The sequence below is a fragment of the Lysinibacillus zambalensis genome, assembly GCF_040183165.1.
Classification (GTDB): Bacteria; Bacillota; Bacilli; order Bacillales_A; family Planococcaceae; genus Lysinibacillus; species Lysinibacillus zambalensis.
This window is the reverse complement of the sequence record NZ_JBEGDG010000009.1, coordinates 133,020-157,046: the sequence shown is the minus strand read 5'-3', so window position 1 is coordinate 157,046 and position 24,027 is coordinate 133,020. Positions and strand designations below refer to the sequence as shown.

The following is a 24,027-nucleotide window of genomic DNA, read 5'->3' as shown; positions in this document are numbered from 1 at the left end:
TTAATACACAAAAACTACTCTACAGTAATCGCAACTACTGCAGCTCCAACGTGGATTCTACAGGCCTTGCCCAGTTCCTTTTTCGACTCAACAAGAGTAACTGGTATACCGATTTCTCTCGCGAAAGATATGGCCGAATCGGTTACCCAATTGTCTGCATCGAGTGCCACAAAAAGTTCTTTCACTGAACCGGCTCGCATTGCTTTTACTGTTTGCTTTGTACCTATGATTGTTTGACTATCCCTTACTCTATCATAAGACATTTTCATATCCTCCGAAGTACAGACAGTTAACTATCAACCTTCAATATATTATCATTACCAATTTCGGCTGTCAACTCATATCTTTAAAAAGTCCGAAGAGATGATGAAAATACATCTCCTCGGCACTTATTTTAATGATTATTCAGCAGAAATTAGGTTTTCTGTCTCAAGCTCATCTTTTTCAATACGGATTTGACGGTAACGTTGCATACCAGTACCTGCAGGAACAAGTTTACCGATAATTACGTTTTCCTTCAGACCAAGAAGTTCATCACGCTTACCTTTAATAGCAGCATCAGTTAACACACGAGTTGTTTCTTGGAATGATGCAGCAGATAAGAATGATTCTGTTTCAAGAGACGCTTTTGTAATACCAAGGATCACAGGACGACAAGTCGCAGGGTTTTTGCCATTCATAACAGCATCTACGTTTGCCTCTGAGAATTGGTGAATATCTAGTAATGAACCTGGTAATAATTCAGTATCTCCAGCTTCAATTACACGTACTTTACGAAGCATTTGGCGAACCATTACCTCGATATGTTTGTCACCAATTTCTACCCCTTGCATACGGTATACTTTTTGTACTTCTTTTAACAGGTATTCTTGAACTGTTGAAACGTCTTTAACTTTTAACAATTGTTTTGGATCGATAGAACCTTCTGTTAATACTTGACCGCGTTCTACAAAGTCGCCTTCTTGTACTTTCAGACGAGCATTGTAAGGTGCTGCGTATTTACGTGTTTCTACTTCACCTTCAATTGTAATCTCTTTTAGACCTTCACGGATTTCAGTGATGTCTGAAACAGTACCTGCGATATCAGAAATAACTGATTGACCTTTAGGATTACGTGCTTCAAAAATCTCTTGGATACGTGGAAGACCTTGTGTAATATCATCCCCGGCAACCCCACCTGTATGGAATGTACGCATTGTTAACTGTGTACCTGGTTCACCGATTGATTGAGCCGCAATAATACCAACTGCTTCTCCAACTTCAACCTCTTCACCTGTTGCTAAGTTCATGCCGTAACATTTTTTACATACGCCATGTTTTGTATTACATGTAAACGCAGAACGGATTGTAACTTCTTCGATACCTAGCTCTATAATGATACGAGCGATATCTTGATCGATCAAACCGTCTTTTTCTAAAATTACTTCACCTGTTTCTGGATGGTGGATTGTTTTCTTCGTATGACGACCGATAATACGCTCATCTAACGCTTCAATTAGCTCTGTACCTTCCATTAACGCACCAATTGTTAAACCACGGTCAGTTCCACAGTCATCCTCACGAACGATAACATCTTGTGCTACGTCAACAAGACGACGTGTTAAGTAACCTGAATCGGCAGTTTTTAGGGCTGTATCGGCAAGACCTTTACGAGCACCGTGAGTTGAGATGAAGTACTCTAATACCGTTAAACCTTCACGGAATGAAGATTTAATTGGAAGTTCGATGATACGACCAGCCGGGTTGGCCATCAGACCACGCATACCTGCTAACTGTGTAAAGTTAGATGCGTTACCACGGGCACCTGAGTCAGACATCATAAAGATTGGGTTTGTTTTCTCAAGCGACTTCATCAGCTTTGATTGAATTTCATCTTTCGCAGCACTCCAGCTTGAAATAACTCGATCATAACGCTCATCTTCCGTGATGAAACCACGACGGAATTGCGCTTGAACTTTATCTACTTTTTCTTGAGCTACCGCTAAAATTTCGCCTTTGTCTGGTAATACGACGATGTCAGATACACCTACAGTAATACCAGCGCGTGTTGAATATTTGAATCCTAGGTTTTTCATGCGGTCAAGCATTTTAGATGTTTCAGTAATGTGGAAACGTTTAAATACTTCAGCAATGATATTACCTAAGAATTTTTTACGGAATGGATTTACAACTGGTACTGATGCAAAGTGTTTGCGCAATACAGCTGTGCGTTGTGCTTCCACTTTACCTTTTTCATCAAGCCCATTATAAGAAGCATCTGCCTCAAGCTCTTTTAACGTTTCTTCATCAATTGTTAAGTTAACGAAGTATTTGCTTGGTGTTTCTTGCTCTAAGTTGAAATCAGTTGGCTCATTAATGTATGGGAATGATTTAGGCAAGATTTCGTTAAAGATTACTTTACCAACAGTCGTTAATAGGAACATATTATTTTGTTCCTCAGTAAATGTTGGGTTGTTTAACGAGCTTGCTTTAATCGCAATACGAGTATGCAAATGAACATGACCTGTATCATATGCAATTAATACTTCGTTTGGTCCATAGAAAATTGTTCCTTCGCCGCGAGCTGTTTCACGTTCAAGTGTTAAGTAGTAGTTTCCTAATACCATATCTTGAGATGGTGTTACAACTGGTTTACCGTCTTTCGGGTTCAGGATATTTTGTGCAGCAAGCATTAGAAGACGAGCCTCTGCTTGCGCTTCCGCTGATAATGGTACGTGAACCGCCATTTGGTCACCATCGAAGTCAGCGTTATAAGCTGTACATACTAATGGGTGAAGACGAATAGCACGACCTTCAACTAGTGTTGGTTCAAACGCTTGAATACCAAGACGGTGAAGCGTAGGTGCACGGTTTAGTAATACTGGATGCTCACGAATAACATCTTCTAAAACGTCCCATACATCGTTGTTTAAACGCTCTATTTTACGTTTAGCAGATTTAATATTATGAGCAAGGCCACGTTCTACTAACTCTTTCATTACGAAAGGCTTGAATAATTCAATTGCCATTTCTTTTGGTAGACCACATTGGTACATTTTTAAGTTTGGACCTACTACGATAACCGAACGACCAGAGTAGTCAACACGTTTACCAAGTAAGTTTTGACGGAAACGACCTTGTTTACCTTTAAGCATATGTGAAAGTGATTTTAATGGACGGTTACCAGGACCTGTTACAGGACGACCACGACGACCGTTATCAATTAATGCATCAACAGCTTCTTGTAACATACGTTTTTCGTTTTGTACGATGATGCTTGGAGCACCAAGGTCTAGTAAACGTTTTAAACGGTTATTACGGTTGATTACACGACGATATAAATCGTTTAAGTCAGAAGTTGCAAAACGACCACCATCTAATTGCACCATCGGACGAAGCTCTGGTGGAATAACCGGTAGTACATCTAAAATCATCCATTCAGGAGAGTTACCTGAGTTACGGAATGATTCTACAACTTCAAGACGTTTAATGGCACGTGTACGGCGTTGACCTTGTGCTGATTTCAACTCTTCTTTTAAAGATTGAGTTTCATCTTCAAGATCAATTTTGCCTAATAATCTTTTAATTGCTTCCGCACCCATAGATGCTTCGAAAGTGTTACCGAATTTTTCACGATACGCACGGTACTCTTTTTCAGAAAGTAGTTGCTTACTTTCTAAGTTTGTAGCACCTGGTTCGATTACAACGTAAGATGCAAAGTAAATTACTTCTTCTAGTGCACGTGGGGACATATCTAAAATAAGGCCCATACGGCTAGGAATACCTTTGAAGTACCAGATATGTGAAACTGGTGCTGCTAATTCGATGTGGCCCATACGTTCACGACGAACTTTCGCGCGTGTTACTTCAACACCACAACGATCACAAACTACGCCTTTGTAGCGTACACGTTTGTATTTACCACAATGACACTCCCAGTCCTTAGTTGGACCAAAAATACGCTCACAGAATAAACCATCTTTTTCTGGTTTTAATGTACGGTAGTTAATTGTTTCAGGTTTTTTAACTTCACCGTATGACCAAGAACGAATCTTGTCAGGAGAAGCTAAACCAATTTTCATATATTCAAATTCATTAACGTCTATCAAGGAGCCTACCTCCCTCTAGTATAGGTCTTTATAAAGACTCTTTTACGCAGCTCGATAATCGTTTGCAAGAATCATTTCTCTTTAGCAAAAGATTAAAAATAGAATGATTTAATCAATTATGCCTCGGCATAATTGTGTCCTGAATCGGCTTTGTGTTTGCATAAAGCATTCCTTTCCGATTCCGTGACATCCGCCGGAGGCTTTAACTTCTTTCAGCAAGTGTTTTTTGTAGCGAAAGCGAAGCGTCAGCTACAAGTGTTTTTTGTAGCGAAAGCGAAGCGTCAGCTACAGGTGTTTGGACACCCGCTGATATCAGCTTAAACCCGCCCACCTATAGAGGTGGGAGACTTCCGCTGAAAGAAGTTAAAAGAAAAAGCCGGACAGGGCGTTAAATCCTGCCCGACTAATTTGAAAAATAACTTTGACCGTGTTCACTAATAATGTGAATTAACGTTTTCCATTATTCAAAAGACTCTACTGGCTCTTCTTCCGTATCTTTCTGTGGTGCAATGTTAAGTGCATCAGCTGGTTGAAGATCTTCTTCTTCGTCTAAGTCGCGAAGCTCTACTTCTTCATCATTGACCGTTAACATTTTCACATCCATACCAAGAGATTGAAGTTCTTTAATCAATACTTTGAATGATTCAGGAACGCCTGGCTCTGGTACACTTTCACCTTTAACGATTGCTTCGTATGTTTTCACACGTCCAACAACGTCATCGGATTTAACTGTTAAGATTTCTTGAAGAGTATAAGCAGCACCGTATGCTTCAAGTGCCCATACCTCCATCTCACCAAAGCGTTGTCCACCGAACTGTGCTTTACCACCAAGTGGCTGTTGCGTAACAAGTGAGTAAGGACCAGTTGAACGTGCGTGAAGTTTATCATCAACCATGTGAGCAAGTTTGATCATGTACATGATCCCTACTGATACACGGTTATCAAATGGTTCACCTGAACGTCCATCATACAGGATTGTTTTACCATCACGGTTCATGCCTGCCTCTTCCATCGTTTCCCAAACATCTTCTTCGTTGGCACCATCGAATACTGGAGTTGCCATATGAATGCCTAGGGAACGAGAAGCCATACCTAAGTGTAATTCTAAAACTTGTCCGATGTTCATACGAGAAGGTACACCAAGTGGGTTTAACATGATATCAACAGGAGTACCGTCTGGCATAAATGGCATATCCTCTTCCGGTAAGATACGAGAGATAACCCCTTTGTTACCATGACGTCCGGCCATTTTGTCCCCTACGCGAATTTTACGCTTTTGAACAATGTAAGCACGAACTAATTGGTTAACACCTGGTGGTAATTCATCGCCATCTTCACGGTTAAATACTTTTACATCAAGAATAATACCGCCAGCACCATGTGGTACGCGTAATGAAGTATCACGAACTTCACGAGCTTTTTCACCGAAGATAGCATGTAATAAGCGTTCTTCAGCTGTTAATTCAGTAACCCCTTTAGGTGTTACTTTACCTACAAGAATGTCACCGTCACGTACTTCCGCACCAACGCGAATGATACCACGTTCATCTAAATTACGAAGTGCATCTTCCCCGACGTTTGGAATATCACGAGTGATTTCTTCAGGTCCTAATTTTGTATCACGAGACTCTGATTCATATTCTTCAATATGAACAGATGTATATACATCGTCTTTTACAAGGCGTTCGCTCATAATAACAGCATCCTCATAGTTAAAGCCGTTCCAAGTCATGAACGCAACAAGTACGTTACGACCAAGAGCAAGTTCGCCTTTTTCCATAGATGGACCGTCTGCTAAAATGTCACGAGGTTTCACGCGTTCGCCAACTTTTACAAGTGGACGTTGGTTGTATGAAGTACCTTGGTTAGAACGAATGAATTTTTGTAATTTATATTTTGTTAAATCGCCTTTAACCTCTTTACCGTCAACGACTTCAATACGGCGAACATGGATAGAGCGAGCTTCAACGTGCTCAACAATACCATCATATTTCGCTACTACCGCCGCACCTGAGTCACGCGCATCAACGTGTTCCATACCAGTACCAACAAATGGTGCTTCTGGGTTAAGAAGAGGAACTGCTTGACGTTGCATGTTGGCACCCATAAGTGCACGGTTCGAGTCATCGTTTTCTAAGAACGGGATACATGCAGTCGCAGCTGACACTACTTGTTTAGGTGATACGTCCATGTAGTCCATTTGCGATTTATTAAATACTGTGTTATCCCCACGGAAACGGCCTACTACTTCTTCTTTAGCAAATGTACCATCAGGATTTAATAGTGAGTTCGCTTGTGCTACATAGTAGTTATCTTCTTCATCAGCTGTTAAATAATCAATTTGATCCGATACTTTACCTGTTTCATGGTCAATACGACGATAAGGTGTTTCAATGAATCCGAATTTATTTACTTTGGCAAATGAAGATAAAGAGTTGATTAAACCAATGTTTGGACCCTCTGGTGTCTCGATTGGACACATACGACCATAGTGAGAATAGTGAACGTCACGTACTTCGAAACCAGCACGCTCACGTGTTAAACCACCAGGTCCTAATGCAGATAGACGACGTTTATGCGTTAACTCTGCCAGTGGGTTTGTTTGGTCCATGAATTGTGATAATTGAGAGCTACCAAAGAACTCTTTAATTGACGCAATTACTGGACGAATATTAATTAATTGCTGTGGTACGATTGCCGCTGTGTCGTTAATAGACATACGCTCACGTACTACACGTTCCATACGAGATAAACCGATACGGAATTGGTTTTGTAGAAGCTCACCAACAGAGCGTAGACGACGGTTACCTAAGTGGTCGATATCATCTGTTGCCCCTACTTGGTAAAGTAAGTTGAAGAAATAACTTACTGAAGATAATACGTCAGCAGGCGTAATATTCTTCACTTCTTCATCGATGTACGCATTACTAATAATATTGATTTCTTTTTGCGCTTCATCTTTTGGTGCATAAATTTTAATAGATTGGATTGTTACATCATCCTCAAGCACTCCACCTACTTGTGATAAAGTGCGGAAACCGATTCCTTTTGATGAATCTTCTAAATACGGTAAGATTTTATCTAAAGTACGACGGTCAAGAACTGTACCTTTTTCTACTAAAATTTCGCCTGTTTCTGGATCTACAAGCGTTTCAGCAATCGTTTGGTTAAATAAACGATTTTTGATATGAAGCTTTTTATTCATTTTGTAGCGACCAACATTCGCTAAATCATAGCGTTTCGCATCAAAGAAACGAGAGTATAATAAACTCTTCGCACTTTCAACTGTTGGTGGCTCACCTGGACGTAAACGTTCATAGATTTCTAAAAGTGCTTTTTCAGTACTTTCAGAGTTATCTTTTTCTAACGTATTACGTAAAAATTCATTGTCACCGATAATATCGATAATTTCTTGGTCTGAACCGAAACCTAATGCACGAAGTAACACCGTTACTGGTAGCTTACGAGTACGATCAATACGCACGTAAACTACATCTTTTGCGTCAGTTTCATATTCCAACCATGCACCACGGTTTGGAATAACTGTTGCTCCGAAACCTTTCTTACCGTTTTTATCAGTTTTATCATGGAAATACACACTTGGTGAACGAACTAATTGTGAAACGATAACACGTTCAGCACCATTGATAATGAACGTACCTGTTTCTGTCATTAATGGGAAGTCGCCCATGAAGACATCCTGTTCCTTCACTTCGTCTGTTTCTTTGTTGTAAAGACGTACTTTCACACGTAATGGAGCTGCGTAAGTAACATCTCGCTCTTTACACTCATCGACTTCATACTTAGGATCTCCTAATGAATAATCAATGAATTCTAATGAAAGATTACCTGTAAAGTCCTCGATCGGCGAAATGTCACGGAACATTTCACGTAGACCTTCTTCAAGGAACCACTCGTAAGACGCCGTTTGAATCTCAATCAGATTTGGAAGCTCAAGCACCTCGTTAATACGCGCAAAGCTTCTACGCTGGCGGTGTTGTCCATACTGAACTAGTTGACCTGTCAACTCATTCACCCCTCAATAAAGCGATATTAGGTCTTTGCAAAATCATACAAATAGTGTATGATTTCGAAAGACAAAAAGAAAACGAGTCTTCAAAAAGATCTCATTTTCGGTTAACTAAACTTATCTTGGCAAGTATACCCACATTATAACAATCATATACAAAAGGGCATACGACCTCAAAATAATATTTTTGCATTTTACCATATTATCATAGCCGATTTGTCAAGTCAATAATTTATGCATATTTCATTTATTTTTTTGCACGCACTATCCAGTAGCCTTTTTTCTTCTCCACAACATCGACTTCAGAAAATTTTTCTTCTAAATAACTTACCGTTGATGGTGCACCTTGCTTCTTCTGTATTACTACCCACAACTCGCCAGATGACACTAACTTATCATAAGCTCCATCGTAAAAACGGAAAATTGTTTCCTTTCCTGCGCGAATTGGAGGATTGGTTAAAATAGCTGCAGCTTTTATATCGTTGCCAACCATCGATAGTCCGTCACTCACAAATATCCGTACATTTTGAACACCGTTTACTTGCGCATTTTTTTGTGAGAGTGCAACTGCACGTTCATTTATATCCATCATAAGAACGGTACGATCTGGGTTTGTCTTGGCAATCGATAATCCAATTGGTCCATACCCACACCCCACATCAAAAATTGCACCATCAATATCAGGCATTTGAAAAGCATCTATTAATACACGGGATCCAAAATCTACTTCGCTTTTACTAAATACCCCTGCATCCGTTTCGAAGGAAAACGTATGCCCTAACAATTTGAATGTCCAGTGACGAGGTTTACTCTCAGTTTGAGGCTTACTTGTATAATAGTGATCTGACATTTTCACGCCTCCTCATAATGAAGAAAAAAAGCTCGCCGCAATGACGAGCTTTCCTTTTGTTTAAAAGTAACGCGAGATTACTTAACTTCTACAGATGCGCCAACTTCTTCAAGTTTAGCTTTGATTTGTTCAGCTTCATCTTTAGAAACGCCTTCTTTAAGAGCTTTAGGAGCGTTATCTACTACTTCTTTAGCTTCTTTAAGACCTAAACCAGTGATTTCACGAACTGCTTTGATTACTTTGATTTTTTCGCCACCAGCAGATGCTAGTACTACGTCAAACTCAGTTTTTTCTTCAGCAGCGCCAGCAGCAGCACCACCTACTACTGCTACAGGAGCAGCAGCTGTTACACCGAATTCTTCTTCGATAGCTTTTACTAAATCGTTTAATTCAAGAACTGTCATAGCTTTGATAGCTTCTAAGATTTGCTCTTTATTCATTATAATTTCCTCCTAATTGGATAATGTTTTTTTGTTGCGGGTTAGGCCGCAGAAGTTATAGTGCGTATGAAATTACGCGCCTTGTTCTTCTTTTTGTTCTGCAACAGCTTTTGTTGCAAGTGCGAAGTTACGCACTGGAGCTTGAAGTACAGATAAAAGCATAGAAAGAAGACCTTCGCGTGATGGAAGTTCTGCAAGTGCTTTAACATCTTCAACAGAAGAGATTGTACCTTCAATAATACCTGCTTTAATTTCTAAAGCTTCATTTTTCTTAGCGAACTCGTTGATGATTTTAGCAGGAGCTACAACATCTTCATTAGAGAACGCAATTGCGTTAGGACCAACTAATACGTCATTGATTCCTTCAAGGCCAACAGCTTCAGTCGCACGACGAGTTAAAGTGTTTTTGTAAACTTTGAACTCAACGCCAGCTTCACGAAGTTGTTTACGAAGCTCAGTCACTTGTGAAACGTTAAGACCACGGTAATCCACAACTACTACAGAAGCAGCATTTTGGAATTTCTCTGTAATCTCTTGAACTTGTACTTGTTTGTTTTCGATTGCTTTGCTCATGATGACACCTCCTATTAGAATGGGTCATTTATACCGACAAAAGAAAAGCCTCTGGGTCAAAATAGACACAGAGGCTGAAAGTCATCATCTTTAAAATAAGAATCCGAATTCCGATGTCCTCGGTAGGATCATTAAGTGACAAGTCACTCCTACTGTCTACGGTACAAATGGATGATTCACAACAGCATCCATCATATCACAGATAGACAGAGCCGTCAACAGATTTATATAAAAAAACTAATTATTTTACTACTACGCTTGAAGCGTCAACTTTAATAGCTGGGCCCATTGTAGTTGTAACGTTTACAGATTTCATGTAAGTACCTTTAGCAGCAGCAGGTTTTGCTTTTTGTACTACATCAAATACAGTTAAGAAGTTTTCTACTAATTTTTCTGCAGAGAAAGAAACTTTACCGATAGGAGCGTGGATAATACCAGCTTTATCAGCACGGTATTCTACTTTACCAGCTTTAATTTCTTCGATCGCTTTAGTTACATCGAAAGTAACTGTACCAGTTTTAGGGTTTGGCATTAAACCTTTAGGTCCTAATACACGACCAAGTTTACCAACTTCACCCATCATGTCAGGAGTTGCAACGATTACATCGAAATCGAACCAACCTTGTTGGATTTTTTGGATGTATTCTGCATCGCCTACGTAGTCAGCACCAGCTGCTTCAGCTTCTTTAAGTTTTTCACCTTTAGCGAATACTAATACACGTTGAGTTTTACCAGTACCGTTTGGTAACACTACCGCACCACGGATTTGTTGGTCGTTTTTACGAGTATCGATTCCTAGACGGAAAGCAACTTCTACAGTAGCGTCGAAGTTCACTGAGCTAGTTTTTTGAGCAAGTTCGATTGCTTCTTGTGCGCCGTATACTGCGTTACGGTCGATTAATTTTGCTGCATCTTGCAGTTTTTTACCTTTTTTAGCCATTATATAATTCCTCCTTGATTGTGGTTATAGCGGATTTTACCTCCCACGAATAAAGGTTGCGCGTTCACAAAGAAACTCCGCAACCTTCCAAAAACAAATACATCATCAAGTAATGGGATTAGTCTTCGATAACAATACCCATGCTTCGTGCAGTACCTTCAACCATTAACATTGCAGCTTCAACTGAAGCAGCGTTAAGGTCTGGCATTTTAGTTTCAGCGATTTCGCGAACTTTATCACGTTTAACCGTTGCAACTTTTTTACGGTTTGGTTCACCTGATCCAGATTGGATACCAGCTGCTACTTTAAGTAGAACTGCTGCAGGTGGAGTTTTCGTAATGAAAGTGAATGAACGGTCCTCGAATACTGAAATTTCAACTGGAATAATAAGACCAGCTTGATCAGCAGTACGCGCGTTGAATTCTTTACAGAATCCCATGATGTTCACACCCGCTTGACCTAATGCAGGACCAACCGGTGGAGCTGGATTTGCTTTACCAGCAGGGATTTGAAGTTTAACAACTTTAATAACTTTTTTAGCCACGAGACACACCTCCTTAAGTCCGTGATGTGGTAATTGGGTTGCCCCTCCCACTCAATATCTGTCTGTCAGCTAAGTGCCGATAACATTAAAATTATCATTACAGACGTCAAAGCAAAGTATGACAGTCTGACCTTTGAAATGATACCACTTTTATTTTTTTTAAGCAAGTAGTAAATAACAAATTCTGTGACATACTCATCAGACATATGGCACTTTAGTTGCTAAAACTACATTTTTTGTATTTGCTCAAAATCAAGTTCCATAATTGTTTCGCGACCAAACATGTCTACAGAAACCTTCACTTTTCCTTTTTCAGTATCAATTTCTTCAACACGTCCTTGGAAGTGTGCGAAAGGCCCTTCTAATACTTCTACCGCTTCTCCAACAGAAATATCAATCTCGACAACTTTGTCAGTCATGCCCATTTGTTGTAGTAGACGGTCCGCTTCTTCAGGTAATAATGGTGTTGGCTTCGCACCACCGCCAGATGAACCGATAAAGCCAGTTACGCCTGGCGTATTACGCACAACATACCATGAATCATCTGTCATAATAAGCTCTACTAAAACATAACCAGGGAAAACTTTACGCATCATTGTACGCTTTTTCCCATCCTTCAATTCCGTTTCTTCGTGTTCAGGCACAATAACACGGAAAATCTTATCTTGCATACCCATCGTTTCTACACGTTTCTCTAGGTTTGCTTTTACACGGTTTTCATACCCTGAATACGTATGAACAACATACCAATTTTTCTCCATAACTACTAGGACTCCTCGTCCGTCCCTCCCTTACTAAATCAATTACACCTTGGCGTAATTGTGTCTGGATTTTGTATTGTGTTCGCACAATTAGTCCCTTTCAAAATCCGTGACATATGCCAGCGGCTTTATCTTCATTCAATCGGTGTTTGGACACCTACCAAAAAGGAACTGCATTTGCATTCAACCTACCACTTTTAGAAGCAGGAATCTTCTACTGAATGATGATAAAAGTGAAAAGAATTGGATATGCTAAGTGCATTCTTTACTCTTTTCACAAACTGCTATTAGAAAAACATAGCTTTCGCTAATAGCTAGCGAAAGCCTGATGATATATACCAAATCTAGCATAGTCATCTATCGCTACCCTCATACTATCCCGAGTAGCATACTTATCATATTAAGAATATTTTACTGCTGATCACTTCATACAACAAACGAAACAAACGAAAAAACCCGTTTATTGTAATGACGGGCTATTTCAGAAGTATTAACATGCTATTTACTAAATTATAACTCTAAGTACCAGCGGAATAATGATGAAATACCTAAGTCTACTAACACAAAAAATAAAGCCATAATTACAACAGTTGAAATTACAACGACTGTATATTTCGTCAGTTCTTTACTTTTTGGCCAGCTTGTTTTGCGCATTTCCGACATTACATTGCTGAAAAAGCCTTTAATCTTGCCCATTCTAGCCTAACCTCCGAATCAATCATATCTGTCTATTTACAAATTATTTTATAGCGTTTGTTTATGCACTGTATGTTCATTGCAATGCGAGCAAAATTTCTTTAATTCGAGGCGTACAATTGAATCTTCCTTAGCTGGAAACGTATAATTTCTCGATCCGCATTTTTCGCAATTTAGAACGACTTTTTTTGCCATATAATCACCTTTTCGGCACTTTGTCTTTTCAAGACTAACACCTATATTTGTCAATGTCAACAAAGGCATACAACTGCTAAGACATTTCTTCGAGAACTAAATGTCGCTCTAATTTACGCTTTACTCGTTGTAAAGCATTGTCAATAGACTTCACATGACGATTTAGTTTCGCAGAAATTTCATGATAAGACTGACCATCTAAGTAAAGAGCTAACACTTGTAGTTCTAGTTCACTTAAAATCTCACCCATCTTCTCTTCTAAGTAGCCAAACTCTTCTCTATGAATCATTAACTCTTCCGGATCATCCATAATAGCACCCGTTAATACATCCATTAAAGTACGATCTGACTCTTCGTCAAAAATAGGCTTGTCCAGAGAAACATATGAGTTAAGTGGAATATGCTTTTGTCTCGTAGCTGTTTTAATAGCCGTAATAATCTGCCTTGTAATACATAGCTCAGCAAAAGCTCGAAAAGAAGCAAGCTTATCTCCCTTAAAATCGCGAATGGCTTTATATAAACCAATCATGCCCTCTTGCACAATGTCTTCCTTATCTGCACCAATTAAAAAATAAGATCTAGCCTTTGCTCTTACTAACAAACGGTATTTCGTAATTAAATAATCCAACGCATCTGTATTACCTTGATGCACCATTTCAATAAGTTCTTCATCATTGAATCGTTCAAAATCTTGTGTCACTTGTACAATACTATTTTTAAACATGGTATCACCTCAGCCACAACAGATAATTAGAAACAGTATAACGGAATTGGAAAATATGAGTCAATCAATCATTTCAAACCACGCCGCCATTTTTCAAAGGCCAAAGCAACATCCGGCTTAAGCTCCATGCGGGATGGCGGTTTGCTATCATGTTTTTGTTTCACCTCATGAGAAATTTTATGTTGGATAATACCCATATCAATTTCTAGCTCTCTTGCCGATTTTCGCAGAGCACCGTTACCAAAAATAACGTTTTGCTCTGCCATATCGGAGGTTGCTACGTGAATCTGTACATTTCTAGCTTTTAGTTCGTGTGTCATTTTTTCAATACGTTCATCTGCTGTTTCATTTTTCCGTGTATAAATGATTTCGACATCGTTTTCTAAATAAGTTTGCTCCACACCCGGTACAAGATGTGCGTCAAAAACTATAATTACGCGCCACCCCATAGCTGCCTTATACTCAGCCATAAGCTCAACCAATCTCTTACGGGCATCTTCAAAATTTGTATCACGTAATGGTCGTAGCTCTTTCCAAGCTCCTATCATATTATAGCCGTCAACAAGCAAAATAGTTTTCATTGTCAATCATTCGCTTCTTGACGTTTACGATACACTTCGTACATTAAAAGTGCAGCAGCTACCGATGCATTTAGTGATGTGACATGTCCAATCATCGGTAAATGATATAAAAAGTCACATTTCTCTTTTAATAAGCGGCCCATTCCTTTGCCTTCACTACCAATAATAATCGCAAGCGGCAATGTTGCATCCATTTTACGATAGTCTGCAGAACCCTTGGCATCTGTCCCTGCAATCCATACCCCTCGTTCTTTTAGCTCATCTACCGTTTGCGCTAAATTATTAACACGCACGACAGGTACATGCTCAATTGCTCCAGTTGATGCCTTTGCCACTACGGCTGTCAAACTCACAGAACGACGTTTCGGAATAATAATACCATGCGCGCCTATCGCATCAGCAGTTCGCATAATAGAGCCTAGATTATGCGGATCCTCTAGCTCATCTAAAATTAAGAAAAATGGGTCTTCTTGTTTTTTTGCCGCAGCCGCAAATAAATCCTCTAGCTCTGCATATTGATATGCCGCAACAGAGGCAACAATTCCTTGGTGATTGGCATCTGATAATTGATCAACCTTTTTCTTCGGGACAAATTGAACAATGACACCACGTTCACGTGCCAAATCTAGAAGTTCGTTAACCCCTGATTTTTTCACACCTTCTGCAATCCATACTTTATTCATATCGCGGCCTGAACGAAGCGCTTCTAACACTGGGTTTTTACCGGCAATCATTTCTCCATTTTGCTCTGCCATTAATTTGACACTCCTTTCGATTCCTCGATTATTTGAATAGCGTATGCAATGATTGCATAAACGCGTTCTAATTCATTTAATAAAAATAAACTACCCAGCACCGCCTCAAAACCGGAGCTATTACGGTATGTTTGAACATCTGTATTTTTCGGCACAGAGCCGGATTTGGCATTGCGTCCACGACGGAACACAGCCAACTCCTCCTCTGTTAAAAAACCTTCATCCATCATTCGATGTACAATCGTAGATTGTGCTTTCGCTGATACGTAATGTGTCGCTTCCCTATGAAGTGTGTTAGGTTTGACGCGACCGGCACGTAGCAGATGCTCTCGTACCTTTTGTTCTAAAACTGCGTCCCCCATATAGGCTAACGCTAATGCATTCAATTGCTTAACATCTTCGTTGCGGAGTTTACCCAAATTACTTACCCTCGTTTCCATCTAGTTCCTTGTCGCGTATCTTCTAAAATGATACCTTGTGCTTGCAAATGGTCACGAATTTCATCTGAACGGGCAAAATCACGATTTTTACGAGCTTCTATACGCTCCTGTAAAAGAGCATCAATTTCTTCGTCTAACAACTCTTCTTCTTTTGCAAATTCAATACCTAAGACGTCACCTAACACCTCAAAAGTTTCAGTAAAACGCAATAATACTTTTTCATCAGTATTCGTTTCGTTTAAATAAATATTTGCGATTCGCGCTAATTCAAATAATACAGAAATGGCGTTGGCTGTATTAAAATCATCATCCATCGCTTCTTCAAAATGAGCTTTTTGTTCAGCAATTTTTTCAAGCCATTCTTCTGAGCAATCACCTAAGCTTGCTGTTGCTGTTAAACGGTGTTTGACATTGTTGTAGGCAGTAAGAATTCGTTCTAAACCATTTGCAGCTGCATCTACTAAATCCTTCGCAAAGTTAATCGGATGACGATAATGCACCGAAAGCATAAAGAATCGTAAAATTTGCGGGTTAATTTGTTTACGAATATCATTTACGAGTATAAAATTGCCAAGAGATTTGGACATCTTTTCATTATCTATATTAATATACCCATTGTGCATCCAATAACGCGCAAATGTTTTATCATTATGAGCTTCAGATTGTGCAATTTCATTTTCATGATGCGGGAATGTTAAATCTTGCCCACCAGCATGAATATCCATAGTATCTCCTAAATGCTCACGCGCCATTACTGAGCATTCAATATGCCAACCTGGACGTCCTTTGCCCCACGGACTTTCCCAGTAAATTTCGCCTGGCTTCGCAGCTTTCCATAGAGCGAAATCTAACGCATCATCTTTTTTCTCACCCGCTTCTATACGAGCACCGATTTTTAAATCATCCACCGCTTGGTGAGATAATTTACCGTAACCATTAAATTTACGAGTGCGGTAATAAACATCACCAGCTGACTCATAAGCGTAGCCTTTATCGATTAATACTTGAATGAATTGAATGATATCATCCATATGCTCTGTTACGCGTGGATGTACATCTGCTTTCTTGCAGCCTAACGCCGTAATATCTTCAAAGTATGCAGCAATAAAGCGTTCCGTTAATTCATGAACCTCTTCTCCAAGTTCATTAGCAGCCTTAATAATTTTGTCGTCAACATCTGTGAAATTTGAAACAAATTTCACATCGTAACCTTTGTATTGGAAATAGCGACGCACTGTATCGTAAACAATAACAGGACGTGAATTCCCAATGTGAATGTAGTTATATACTGTCGGACCGCAAACGTACATTTTTACTTTGCCTTCCTCCAGCGGTACGAAAGTTTCCTTTTGTCGTGTTAATGAGTTGAAAATTTGAATACTCATTGTATTTCTCTCTCCTTTTGTAAGCGTTCGATTTCCTGATTCATTGCTGCAATCTGCTTCTCGAAAGCTTGACAACGTTCTTCTACAGGGTCAGGAATATTTTGATGATCTAGTTTTTTCTCTAGACGGACTCCATCCTTAATCACTATTTTACCAGGAATACCGACAACCGTAGCATTTGGCGGCACTTCTTTTAAGACAACTGAGCCTGCACCAATTTTACTATTTTCACCAATTGTAATAGAACCTAACACTTTTGCACCTGTTGCAACTAGTACATTATCCTCTAATGTCGGATGGCGTTTCCCCTTTTCTTTTCCTGTACCACCCAAAGTTACACCTTGATACAACGTTACATTATCACCAATCTCACATGTTTCACCAATGACAACACCCATCCCATGGTCAATAAAGAAACGTCGACCGATTTTCGCTCCAGGGTGAATTTCAATTCCAGTAAAGAAGCGACTAATTTGTGAAATGGTACGGGCTATAAAATAAAAACGCTTTTTAAAGAACCAATGGGCAACTCGATGTGCCCAAGTAGCGTGCAGGCCCGAGTATGTTAATATCACTTCGAATACACTACGCGCTGCTGGGTCATTCTCAAAAATTGTTTCTACATCTTCCTTCATTCTTTTAAACACAAAAGCTCCCCCTTTTCATTTTGATCTGCCTTGATCCTTTGAAATACTATAACTGACGTTGATTCACCCCAGAGTTAGCCGAGTGAGTTTTGGCACATCCCCCACTTTAAGTCTATGTCGTCTAGAAAATAAAAAAGCGCCCCTATCATCCCAAAAAAGGAATGACAGAGACGCTAAATTTGCGCGGTTCCACTCTGATTGAAGGCGAATGCCTTCCACTCTGGACGTTCTGTAACGGGAACGAATCGATAAAGCCTACTTTTTTTCAGCTTCATGCTCAAAGGTGCATTTCAGTTTTGCCTAGGCTCAGACCACTTTCAGCCGGTGATGGTCCTCTCTTTAGAGCATGCGCCACTTACTTCTCCTTATCAACGCTTTTTCAATGTAAATACATTTTACAACGAACTAATAAATTGTCAATCAATTTCTACTTATTGCGCAAATTTTTCTACACGATCAATTGTTTTCTGTTTGCCAATTAAGCAAATTGCGTTCGGAAGTTCTGGACCATGCATTTCACCCGTCGTTACGACGCGAATTGGCATAAATAGATTTTTACCTTTGTGTCCAGTTTCTTTTTGAACAGCTTTAATAGCCGCTTTAACAGTATCAGGCGTAAATTCCTCTAAACTTTCAAGCTGTGCTTTAAATGCAGTCATTACCTCAGGTACCTGTTCACCTTCTAAAACTGCTTTTGCTTCTTCATCATATTCAATATGATCGTTAAAGAATAGGCGAGATAGTTCTACAATTTCAGCACCAAAGCTCATTTGATCATGATAAAGTGCGATTAAATCTGTAGCCCATGCACGTTCTTCTTCTGTTAATTCTTCTGGTAATAAACCAGCTTTTTGTAAGTGTGGTAAAGATAAAGCCACTACTTCTTCTAAAGATAATTTTTTAATGTATTGGTTATTCATCCAAGTAAGCTTTTGTTTATCGAACATAGATGGTGATTTTGAAAGACGTTTTTCATCAAAGATTTTAATAAATTCTTCTTTTGAGAAAATCTCTTCTTCCCCTTCAGGAGACCAGCCAAGTAATGCGAAGAAGTTAAACATTGCTTCAGGTAGGTAACCTAAATCTTTATATTGTGTTACGAATTGAATAATTGACTCATCACGTTTTGATAATTTTTTACGGTTTTCATTAATAATTAATGTCATATGACCATAGCTTGGATATTCCCAGCCGAATGCATCAAAAATCATCATTTGTTTTGGTGTATTCGATAAATGCTCTTCACCACGGAATACGTGTGAAATTTCCATAAAGTGATCATCTAGCACTACCGCATAGTTATACGTTGGGATTCCGTTTGCTTTAACAAGTACCCAGTCACCAATATCTTTAGACTCAAATGTTACTTGTCCACGTACTAAATCTTCAAATTCATATGTTACATTTTCAGGTACGCGCATACGAATTGTATATTGTTCACCAGCAGCTTCTTTAGCTGCAACTTCCTCTGCTGATAAATGACGGCAAGTTCCATCATAAGTCGGAGCTGCTACACCTCGTGCTTTTTGTTCTTCACGAGACGCTTCTAATTTCTCTGAAGAACAGAAGCATTTGTAAGCTAAACCTTGCTCTAGTAGCTTTTCAGCGTGCTCTTTATAAATATCAAGACGCTCCATTTGACGATAAGGTGCATACGGTCCACCAATATCGATTGACTCATCATATTCCATACCTAACCATTTTAAGTTATCTAGCTGAGATGCTTCTCCGCCCTCTACATTACGCTCAACATCTGTATCCTCAATACGTACGATGAATTTACCGTTATGATGTTTTGCATATAAATAGTTAAATAACGCTGTACGCGCTCCACCGATATGTAAGAAACCAGTAGGGGATGGCGCGTATCGAACACGAACTTCTTTCGCCATAATTAAAAGCCTCCTAAATTTTCGTTCAAAAAATTGACTTTGTTCATTTTACCACTCTGTTACAGGAAATAAAAGCACTGTGAACCCGCTTTTATTTCTTCATCAATAGGATTGTCGCCATCGCTGCAATCCCTTCCTCGCGACCTGTAAAACCTAAACGCTCAGTTGTTGTTGCTTTAACATTCACTTGAGAAGGCTCTGCATGAAGCAATTCAGCAATACGATTTTGCATTTGTCCAATATACGGTGCCATTTTCGGACGCTGTGCCATAATCGTACAATCCACATTACCTAAAACATAGCCTTTATCCTCAACAATCTTCCAAATATGCTCTAATAATTTCGCTGAATCAGCATCTTTGAACGCAGGATCGGTGTCTGGGAAATGACGACCGATATCGCCCTCACCAATAGCCCCTAACGCTGCATCTGTTACAGTGTGTAATAAAACATCTGCATCCGAATGCCCTACTAACCCTTTTTCATGAGGAATTGTTATACCACCAATAATTAATGGACGCCCTTCTTCAAATGCATGCACGTCAAAACCTTGTCCCACTCGAAACATATGATTTTGAAACTGTCTAATAAGATAAATAAAAAATCCACCAATCGAAGCTCATTTACTTCAAGAAATATGCAGACTTAAAAAGCTTCTATTCAGCTTATAAGGCAGTCTCATTCACCTTCCTTCACTTTTATATTTACTCTATATTATACCCTCATATTTTAACATATTTCCTAGGAAATTGAGTTAACAGTAAACCTTACTCTAGACTAAAGTTCAATTAAAAAATAAAATCTCATCAGCATCCACTGCTAATGAGATTTTTGTATGCTTTCATAATGTTTTCAAAGCACGTTTACGCAAAATCGCTTCACCAAAAACTAAATCCTCTTGTGTCGTCATCTTTACATTTTCGTAGCTACTTTCTACAATATGCACCTCATGTCCAAGACGTTCAACAAGCATTGCTTCATCGGTACCAAGGAAGCCCACCTTCTCAGCGACATCCTCTGCCTCTACAATCAAATCAAATTGAAATGCTTGAGGAGTTTGAATCATCCATAAGCTTTCTCGATCAATCGTCTCTTCAATTACACCATCACGTACTTTTTTCATCGTATCCTTCGCACGAACACCCGCAATCGCAGCGCCAAAGTCATGCGCACTTCGCACAAGATTCGCTATAATGTCGTGAGTAATAAATGGACGCGCAGCATCATGCACAAGCACAATATCGACCTGCTTCATTTCTTTCATGCAAGAATGGACTGAATGCTGTCGCTCTGCACCACCATCAGGTAAACCTTTAACTTTAGTAATTCCATACCTCTCTAGCATGTCCTGAATAAACACACGCTCTTCAGGCTTTACCGCAAGCCAAATACCTGTACACTGACTATCCTGTTCAAATACCTCTAGCGTGTGTACGAGGATCGGTTTTTCTAAAAGATTTAAAAATAACTTATTTTGCCCTGCACCCATTCGCTTTCCGCTTCCCGCAGCAGGCAATACTACTTCATATTGCACATTTCCCACTTCCTAGTCATCCTTTGGTTTAGCAAAAATCATTCGACCTGCTGATGTTTGAAGAACACTTGTTACGGTTACTGTAATTGCCTGTCCTATATAACTACGTCCACCTTCAACAACGATCATTGTGCCATCATCTAAATAAGCAACCCCTTGATTATGCTCTTTCCCATCTTTAATGACCATCACTTGCATATCCTCACCTGGAATTACAACAGGTTTGACTGCATTTGCTAAATCATTGATGTTTAGCACTTTAACGTGGTGTAGCTCACAAACTTTGTTAAGGTTAAAGTCGTTCGTCACAATTTGTGTATCGTAACCCCTTTTCTTCGCAAGGCGCACTAGCTTTAAGTCAACCTCTTGAACATCCTCAAAGTCCTCTTCAGTAATCTCAACATTCGTCATACGCTCATCTTGTAATTTTTTCAAAATATCTAAGCCGCGGCGACCTCTTGTACGCTTTAACGTATCCGAAGAATCAGCAATATGCTGGAGCTCAGTAAGAACAAATTGGGGTACAACTAGTGTACCTTCTATAAAGCCTGTTTCCGAAATATCTGCAATTCGACCATCAATAATTACACTAGTATCTAACAGTTTATAGCTTCCTCGTACTTCTTGAGGCTCTACACCTTCCGCTAATTTTTTCTTTGTAGTGTTACCTCGCAAAGTAAATAGCTGGATTAATTCATCTCGCTTTTTAAAGCCAACACGGAACCCTAAATATCCAAGCATAAATGACAGTATAATTGGTAAAACCTTTGTAATAATAGGTAAATCAATACTATCGATTGCAAAACCTAAGAAATAAGCAACGATTAGTCCGATAATAAGGCCGAGTGTACCAAAGAATAAGTCACCAACCGGCACTTTAAATAGCACCTCTTCCATCCAGCTAATAAGCCGTACAAAATAATCCGAAAAGGCAAATGATAATGTAAATAGCAATAGCGCTCCTAAAGCTACTGATACGTAAGGGTTATCAAGCCAAGGATTAGATGATAAATGAAGCAATTCGTATAATGGCGGTAAGAAAACAAGGCCTAATGCTCCTCCAATCAGTAAAAAAGCAATTTGAACAAATTTTTTCACAAACTGTCACCTCCCATTTTTAATATATAATTATACATAGTTTACTGCAGAAAATCTTTTATGACCCTATCAATGCATCGGTAATTTCATCCATTTTCCGATCATCCCGAGTCTACTGAAAATCAATGACTAAAAATTTTTCACACTAAAATCAGAAATGCCCCTTGGCATCCACTCTGCATTAAACAAGCATTTTCACAGACATTATCATAGACGCCAATACGCCTCTTTGAGTTTCCTACCTTCTATCTATGAATTAAAAAATCCAACACCCTGGTGTTCAATTGCGAAAAAGAAGTTAAAAGTGCATGTCAGAACATTGTCCAACATGCACAAACTATTTTATAGCTCTCTAAAGCAAGCATTCAATGCATCTTTTATCGTTTCTACACCAACTATCTCAATACCTTGAGGAAAATCCCAACCACCGATATTTGAAGCTGGTATGAAGGCGCGTTTAAACCCGAGCTTTGCTGCCTCAATCACACGTTGTTCAATACGAGATACACGACGCACCTCACCAGTCAAACCTACTTCTCCAATAAAGCAATCCGTTGCCCTAACAGCTTGATCCTTAAAACTCGAAACAATACTTGTCAATACAGCTAAATCAATGGCAGGCTCATCAAGCTTCACGCCGCCAGCAACTTTAATATATGCATCCTGCGCCTGCAGCATGAGGCCCATTCTCTTTTCAAGGACGGCCATAAGTAATTGCACACGATTTTGATCGACACCTGTTGCCATTCGTTTCGGATAATTAAAGCTTGTTGGTGTTACAAGCGACTGAATTTCAACTAAAATTGGCCGTGTACCTTCCATTGAGGCTACGATTGTTGACCCTGCCGCCCCCTGCGAACGCTCCTGTAAGAACAACTCAGACGGGTTTAACACTTCCTTTAAGCCCCCCTGAAGCATTTCAAAGATAGCAATTTCATTCGTAGAACCAAAGCGGTTTTTTTGGCTGCGTAAAATACGGTGATTATGATGTCGTTCTCCTTCAAAATACAATACCGTATCAACCATATGCTCCAAAATACGTGGTCCTGCAATTTGCCCCTCTTTTGTTACATGTCCGACTAAAAATATGGCAATTCCTTTTGTTTTTGCTATTCGCATAAGTTCTGCAGTACATTCACGTACTTGTGATACACTACCAGGCGCACTCGTTACCTCTGGATGAAAAACAGTTTGAATAGAATCGACAATAACAAACTTTGGCTTCACATCATCAATCGTCTGATTTAATAGCTCCAAATTTGTTTCAGAATATATATAAAGCTCCTGTGAGATTACCCCTAAACGTTCTGCACGCAGCTTTGTTTGACGGATGGATTCCTCACCAGAAATATAGAGCACACGATGCCCCTTATTTGAAAGCAACGCAGATACTTGTAATAATAATGTCGACTTCCCAATCCCAGGATCTCCCCCAATCAACACAAGAGAACCTGGTACGATGCCTCCCCCTAATACTCGGTTAAGCTCACCCATTTCTGTTGCAACGCGTGATTCCTCAGCAGCTTCAATTTGCATAATAGGAAGTGCCTTTTGGGTAACCGTAGCAGAGTGTTGGAATGCACCGCGTGGCCCTTTTGCAACGACTTCCACCTCTTCAACCATCTTATTCCATTCCCCACATCCTGGACATCTTCCCATCCATTTTGCAGATTCATAACCACAGCCTGAGCATACAAATTTTGTTTTTTTCTTTGCCAAATTGCATCCACCTCGAATATTTGTTCTTATGTTTATTGTACATCAATTTCGCCTTGGCGTAATTGCATCCGGATTTTTAATTGAGCTCAGTCCTGCACGAGGGCCGACACGATGTCGGTCATTTCAGTAGTGCCA

General features: G+C 39.5%; 23 protein-coding genes and 2 other annotated features. Of the genes, 1 reads left to right on the top strand and 22 read right to left on the bottom strand.

Translation table 11 applies throughout. From position 1 onward, the window contains the following. Window positions 1-14: 14 nt before the first annotated feature. Together ABNX05_RS13760 and rpoC are read right to left on the bottom strand one after the other, a co-directional pair. Entirely contained in the window at window positions 15-263 is a 249-nt protein-coding gene (locus ABNX05_RS13760) for a ribosomal L7Ae/L30e/S12e/Gadd45 family protein (RefSeq protein ID WP_349660261.1), read from the bottom strand. 138 nt (window positions 264-401) lie between these two features. Next, the gene (gene rpoC, locus ABNX05_RS13755; RefSeq protein WP_349660260.1) at window positions 402-4,088 is read right to left on the bottom strand and encodes a DNA-directed RNA polymerase subunit beta'; all 3,687 of its coding nucleotides are present in this window, start codon (window positions 4,086-4,088) and stop codon (window positions 402-404) included. Between the two features lie 183 nt (window positions 4,089-4,271). On the opposite strand from rpoC, the gene ABNX05_RS13750 reads away from it, so the two are divergent. Beyond that, window positions 4,272-4,409, top strand: coding sequence for a hypothetical protein (locus ABNX05_RS13750; RefSeq protein ID WP_349660259.1), 138 nt, complete (start codon window positions 4,272-4,274; stop codon window positions 4,407-4,409). A gap of 139 nt (window positions 4,410-4,548) precedes the next feature. Here ABNX05_RS13750 and rpoB read toward each other — a convergent pair whose 3' ends face one another. The 20 genes from rpoB to radA form a co-directional block, all read right to left on the bottom strand. Beyond that, entirely contained in the window at window positions 4,549-8,124 is a 3,576-nt protein-coding gene (gene rpoB / locus ABNX05_RS13745) for a DNA-directed RNA polymerase subunit beta (RefSeq protein ID WP_349660258.1), read from the bottom strand. A gap of 241 nt (window positions 8,125-8,365) precedes the next feature. Then, window positions 8,366-8,968 (bottom strand): class I SAM-dependent methyltransferase, encoded by a 603-nt coding sequence (locus ABNX05_RS13740; RefSeq protein ID WP_349660257.1) that lies wholly within the window; start codon window positions 8,966-8,968, stop codon window positions 8,366-8,368. A 77-nt stretch (window positions 8,969-9,045) separates the two neighbouring features. Continuing rightward, window positions 9,046-9,408 (bottom strand): 50S ribosomal protein L7/L12, encoded by a 363-nt coding sequence (gene rplL / locus ABNX05_RS13735; protein WP_079562379.1) that lies wholly within the window; start codon window positions 9,406-9,408, stop codon window positions 9,046-9,048. Between the two features lie 72 nt (window positions 9,409-9,480). Further along, a complete protein-coding gene (gene rplJ, locus ABNX05_RS13730) occupies window positions 9,481-9,981 on the bottom strand; it encodes a 50S ribosomal protein L10 (RefSeq protein WP_197142537.1) in 501 nt (166 codons plus the stop codon). A 32-nt stretch (window positions 9,982-10,013) separates the two neighbouring features. Further along, window positions 10,014-10,161 (bottom strand) — a sequence feature (ribosomal protein L10 leader region). Window positions 10,162-10,222: 61 nt separating this feature from the next. Further along, a complete protein-coding gene (gene rplA, locus ABNX05_RS13725; protein ID WP_349660256.1) occupies window positions 10,223-10,921 on the bottom strand; it encodes a 50S ribosomal protein L1 in 699 nt (232 codons plus the stop codon). Between the two features lie 118 nt (window positions 10,922-11,039). Next, window positions 11,040-11,465, bottom strand: coding sequence for a 50S ribosomal protein L11 (gene rplK / locus ABNX05_RS13720; RefSeq protein WP_004233593.1), 426 nt, complete (start codon window positions 11,463-11,465; stop codon window positions 11,040-11,042). 227 nt (window positions 11,466-11,692) lie between these two features. After that, the gene (nusG, locus tag ABNX05_RS13715; protein ID WP_079562382.1) at window positions 11,693-12,226 is read right to left on the bottom strand and encodes a transcription termination/antitermination protein NusG; all 534 of its coding nucleotides are present in this window, start codon (window positions 12,224-12,226) and stop codon (window positions 11,693-11,695) included. A gap of 510 nt (window positions 12,227-12,736) precedes the next feature. Further along, entirely contained in the window at window positions 12,737-12,922 is a 186-nt protein-coding gene (secE, locus tag ABNX05_RS13710) for a preprotein translocase subunit SecE (protein WP_053596042.1), read from the bottom strand. A 48-nt stretch (window positions 12,923-12,970) separates the two neighbouring features. Beyond that, complete coding sequence (gene rpmG, locus ABNX05_RS13705) at window positions 12,971-13,117, bottom strand: 50S ribosomal protein L33 (RefSeq protein ID WP_349660282.1); 147 nt, start codon at window positions 13,115-13,117, stop codon at window positions 12,971-12,973. Window positions 13,118-13,193: 76 nt separating this feature from the next. Further along, window positions 13,194-13,841 carry an RNA polymerase sporulation sigma factor SigH gene (gene sigH / locus ABNX05_RS13700; RefSeq protein WP_079562384.1) on the bottom strand — a complete coding sequence of 216 codons (648 nt, stop codon included), beginning with the start codon at window positions 13,839-13,841 and terminating at the stop codon, window positions 13,194-13,196. A 68-nt stretch (window positions 13,842-13,909) separates the two neighbouring features. After that, window positions 13,910-14,422, bottom strand: coding sequence for an NYN domain-containing protein (locus ABNX05_RS13695; protein ID WP_349660255.1), 513 nt, complete (start codon window positions 14,420-14,422; stop codon window positions 13,910-13,912). Window positions 14,423-14,424: 2 nt separating this feature from the next. After that, a complete protein-coding gene (gene rlmB / locus ABNX05_RS13690) occupies window positions 14,425-15,177 on the bottom strand; it encodes a 23S rRNA (guanosine(2251)-2'-O)-methyltransferase RlmB (protein WP_349660254.1) in 753 nt (250 codons plus the stop codon). Further along, a complete protein-coding gene (locus ABNX05_RS13685; protein WP_349660253.1) occupies window positions 15,177-15,596 on the bottom strand; it encodes a Mini-ribonuclease 3 in 420 nt (139 codons plus the stop codon). Before ABNX05_RS13685 ends, rlmB begins: the two co-directional genes overlap by 1 nt. 5 nt (window positions 15,597-15,601) lie before the next feature. Further along, the gene (cysS, locus tag ABNX05_RS13680; protein ID WP_349660252.1) at window positions 15,602-17,002 is read right to left on the bottom strand and encodes a cysteine--tRNA ligase; all 1,401 of its coding nucleotides are present in this window, start codon (window positions 17,000-17,002) and stop codon (window positions 15,602-15,604) included. Next, window positions 16,999-17,649: a serine O-acetyltransferase EpsC gene (gene epsC / locus ABNX05_RS13675; protein WP_079562388.1), complete on the bottom strand. Its 651-nt coding sequence runs from the start codon at window positions 17,647-17,649 to the stop codon at window positions 16,999-17,001. Before epsC ends, cysS begins: the two co-directional genes overlap by 4 nt. A gap of 163 nt (window positions 17,650-17,812) precedes the next feature. Further along, window positions 17,813-18,030 (bottom strand) — a binding site (T-box leader). Window positions 18,031-18,080: 50 nt separating this feature from the next. Continuing rightward, the gene (gene gltX / locus ABNX05_RS13670) at window positions 18,081-19,541 is read right to left on the bottom strand and encodes a glutamate--tRNA ligase (protein ID WP_349660251.1); all 1,461 of its coding nucleotides are present in this window, start codon (window positions 19,539-19,541) and stop codon (window positions 18,081-18,083) included. Window positions 19,542-19,632: 91 nt separating this feature from the next. Beyond that, window positions 19,633-20,109, bottom strand: coding sequence for a 2-C-methyl-D-erythritol 2,4-cyclodiphosphate synthase (gene ispF, locus ABNX05_RS13665; RefSeq protein WP_349660250.1), 477 nt, complete (start codon window positions 20,107-20,109; stop codon window positions 19,633-19,635). Between the two features lie 273 nt (window positions 20,110-20,382). Continuing rightward, entirely contained in the window at window positions 20,383-21,075 is a 693-nt protein-coding gene (gene ispD, locus ABNX05_RS13660; RefSeq protein WP_079562453.1) for a 2-C-methyl-D-erythritol 4-phosphate cytidylyltransferase, read from the bottom strand. Between the two features lie 12 nt (window positions 21,076-21,087). Further along, entirely contained in the window at window positions 21,088-22,173 is a 1,086-nt protein-coding gene (locus tag ABNX05_RS13655) for a PIN/TRAM domain-containing protein (protein WP_079562391.1), read from the bottom strand. Between the two features lie 342 nt (window positions 22,174-22,515). Then, a complete protein-coding gene (gene radA / locus ABNX05_RS13650; RefSeq protein ID WP_349660249.1) occupies window positions 22,516-23,892 on the bottom strand; it encodes a DNA repair protein RadA in 1,377 nt (458 codons plus the stop codon). Window positions 23,893-24,027: the final 135 nt, after the last annotated feature.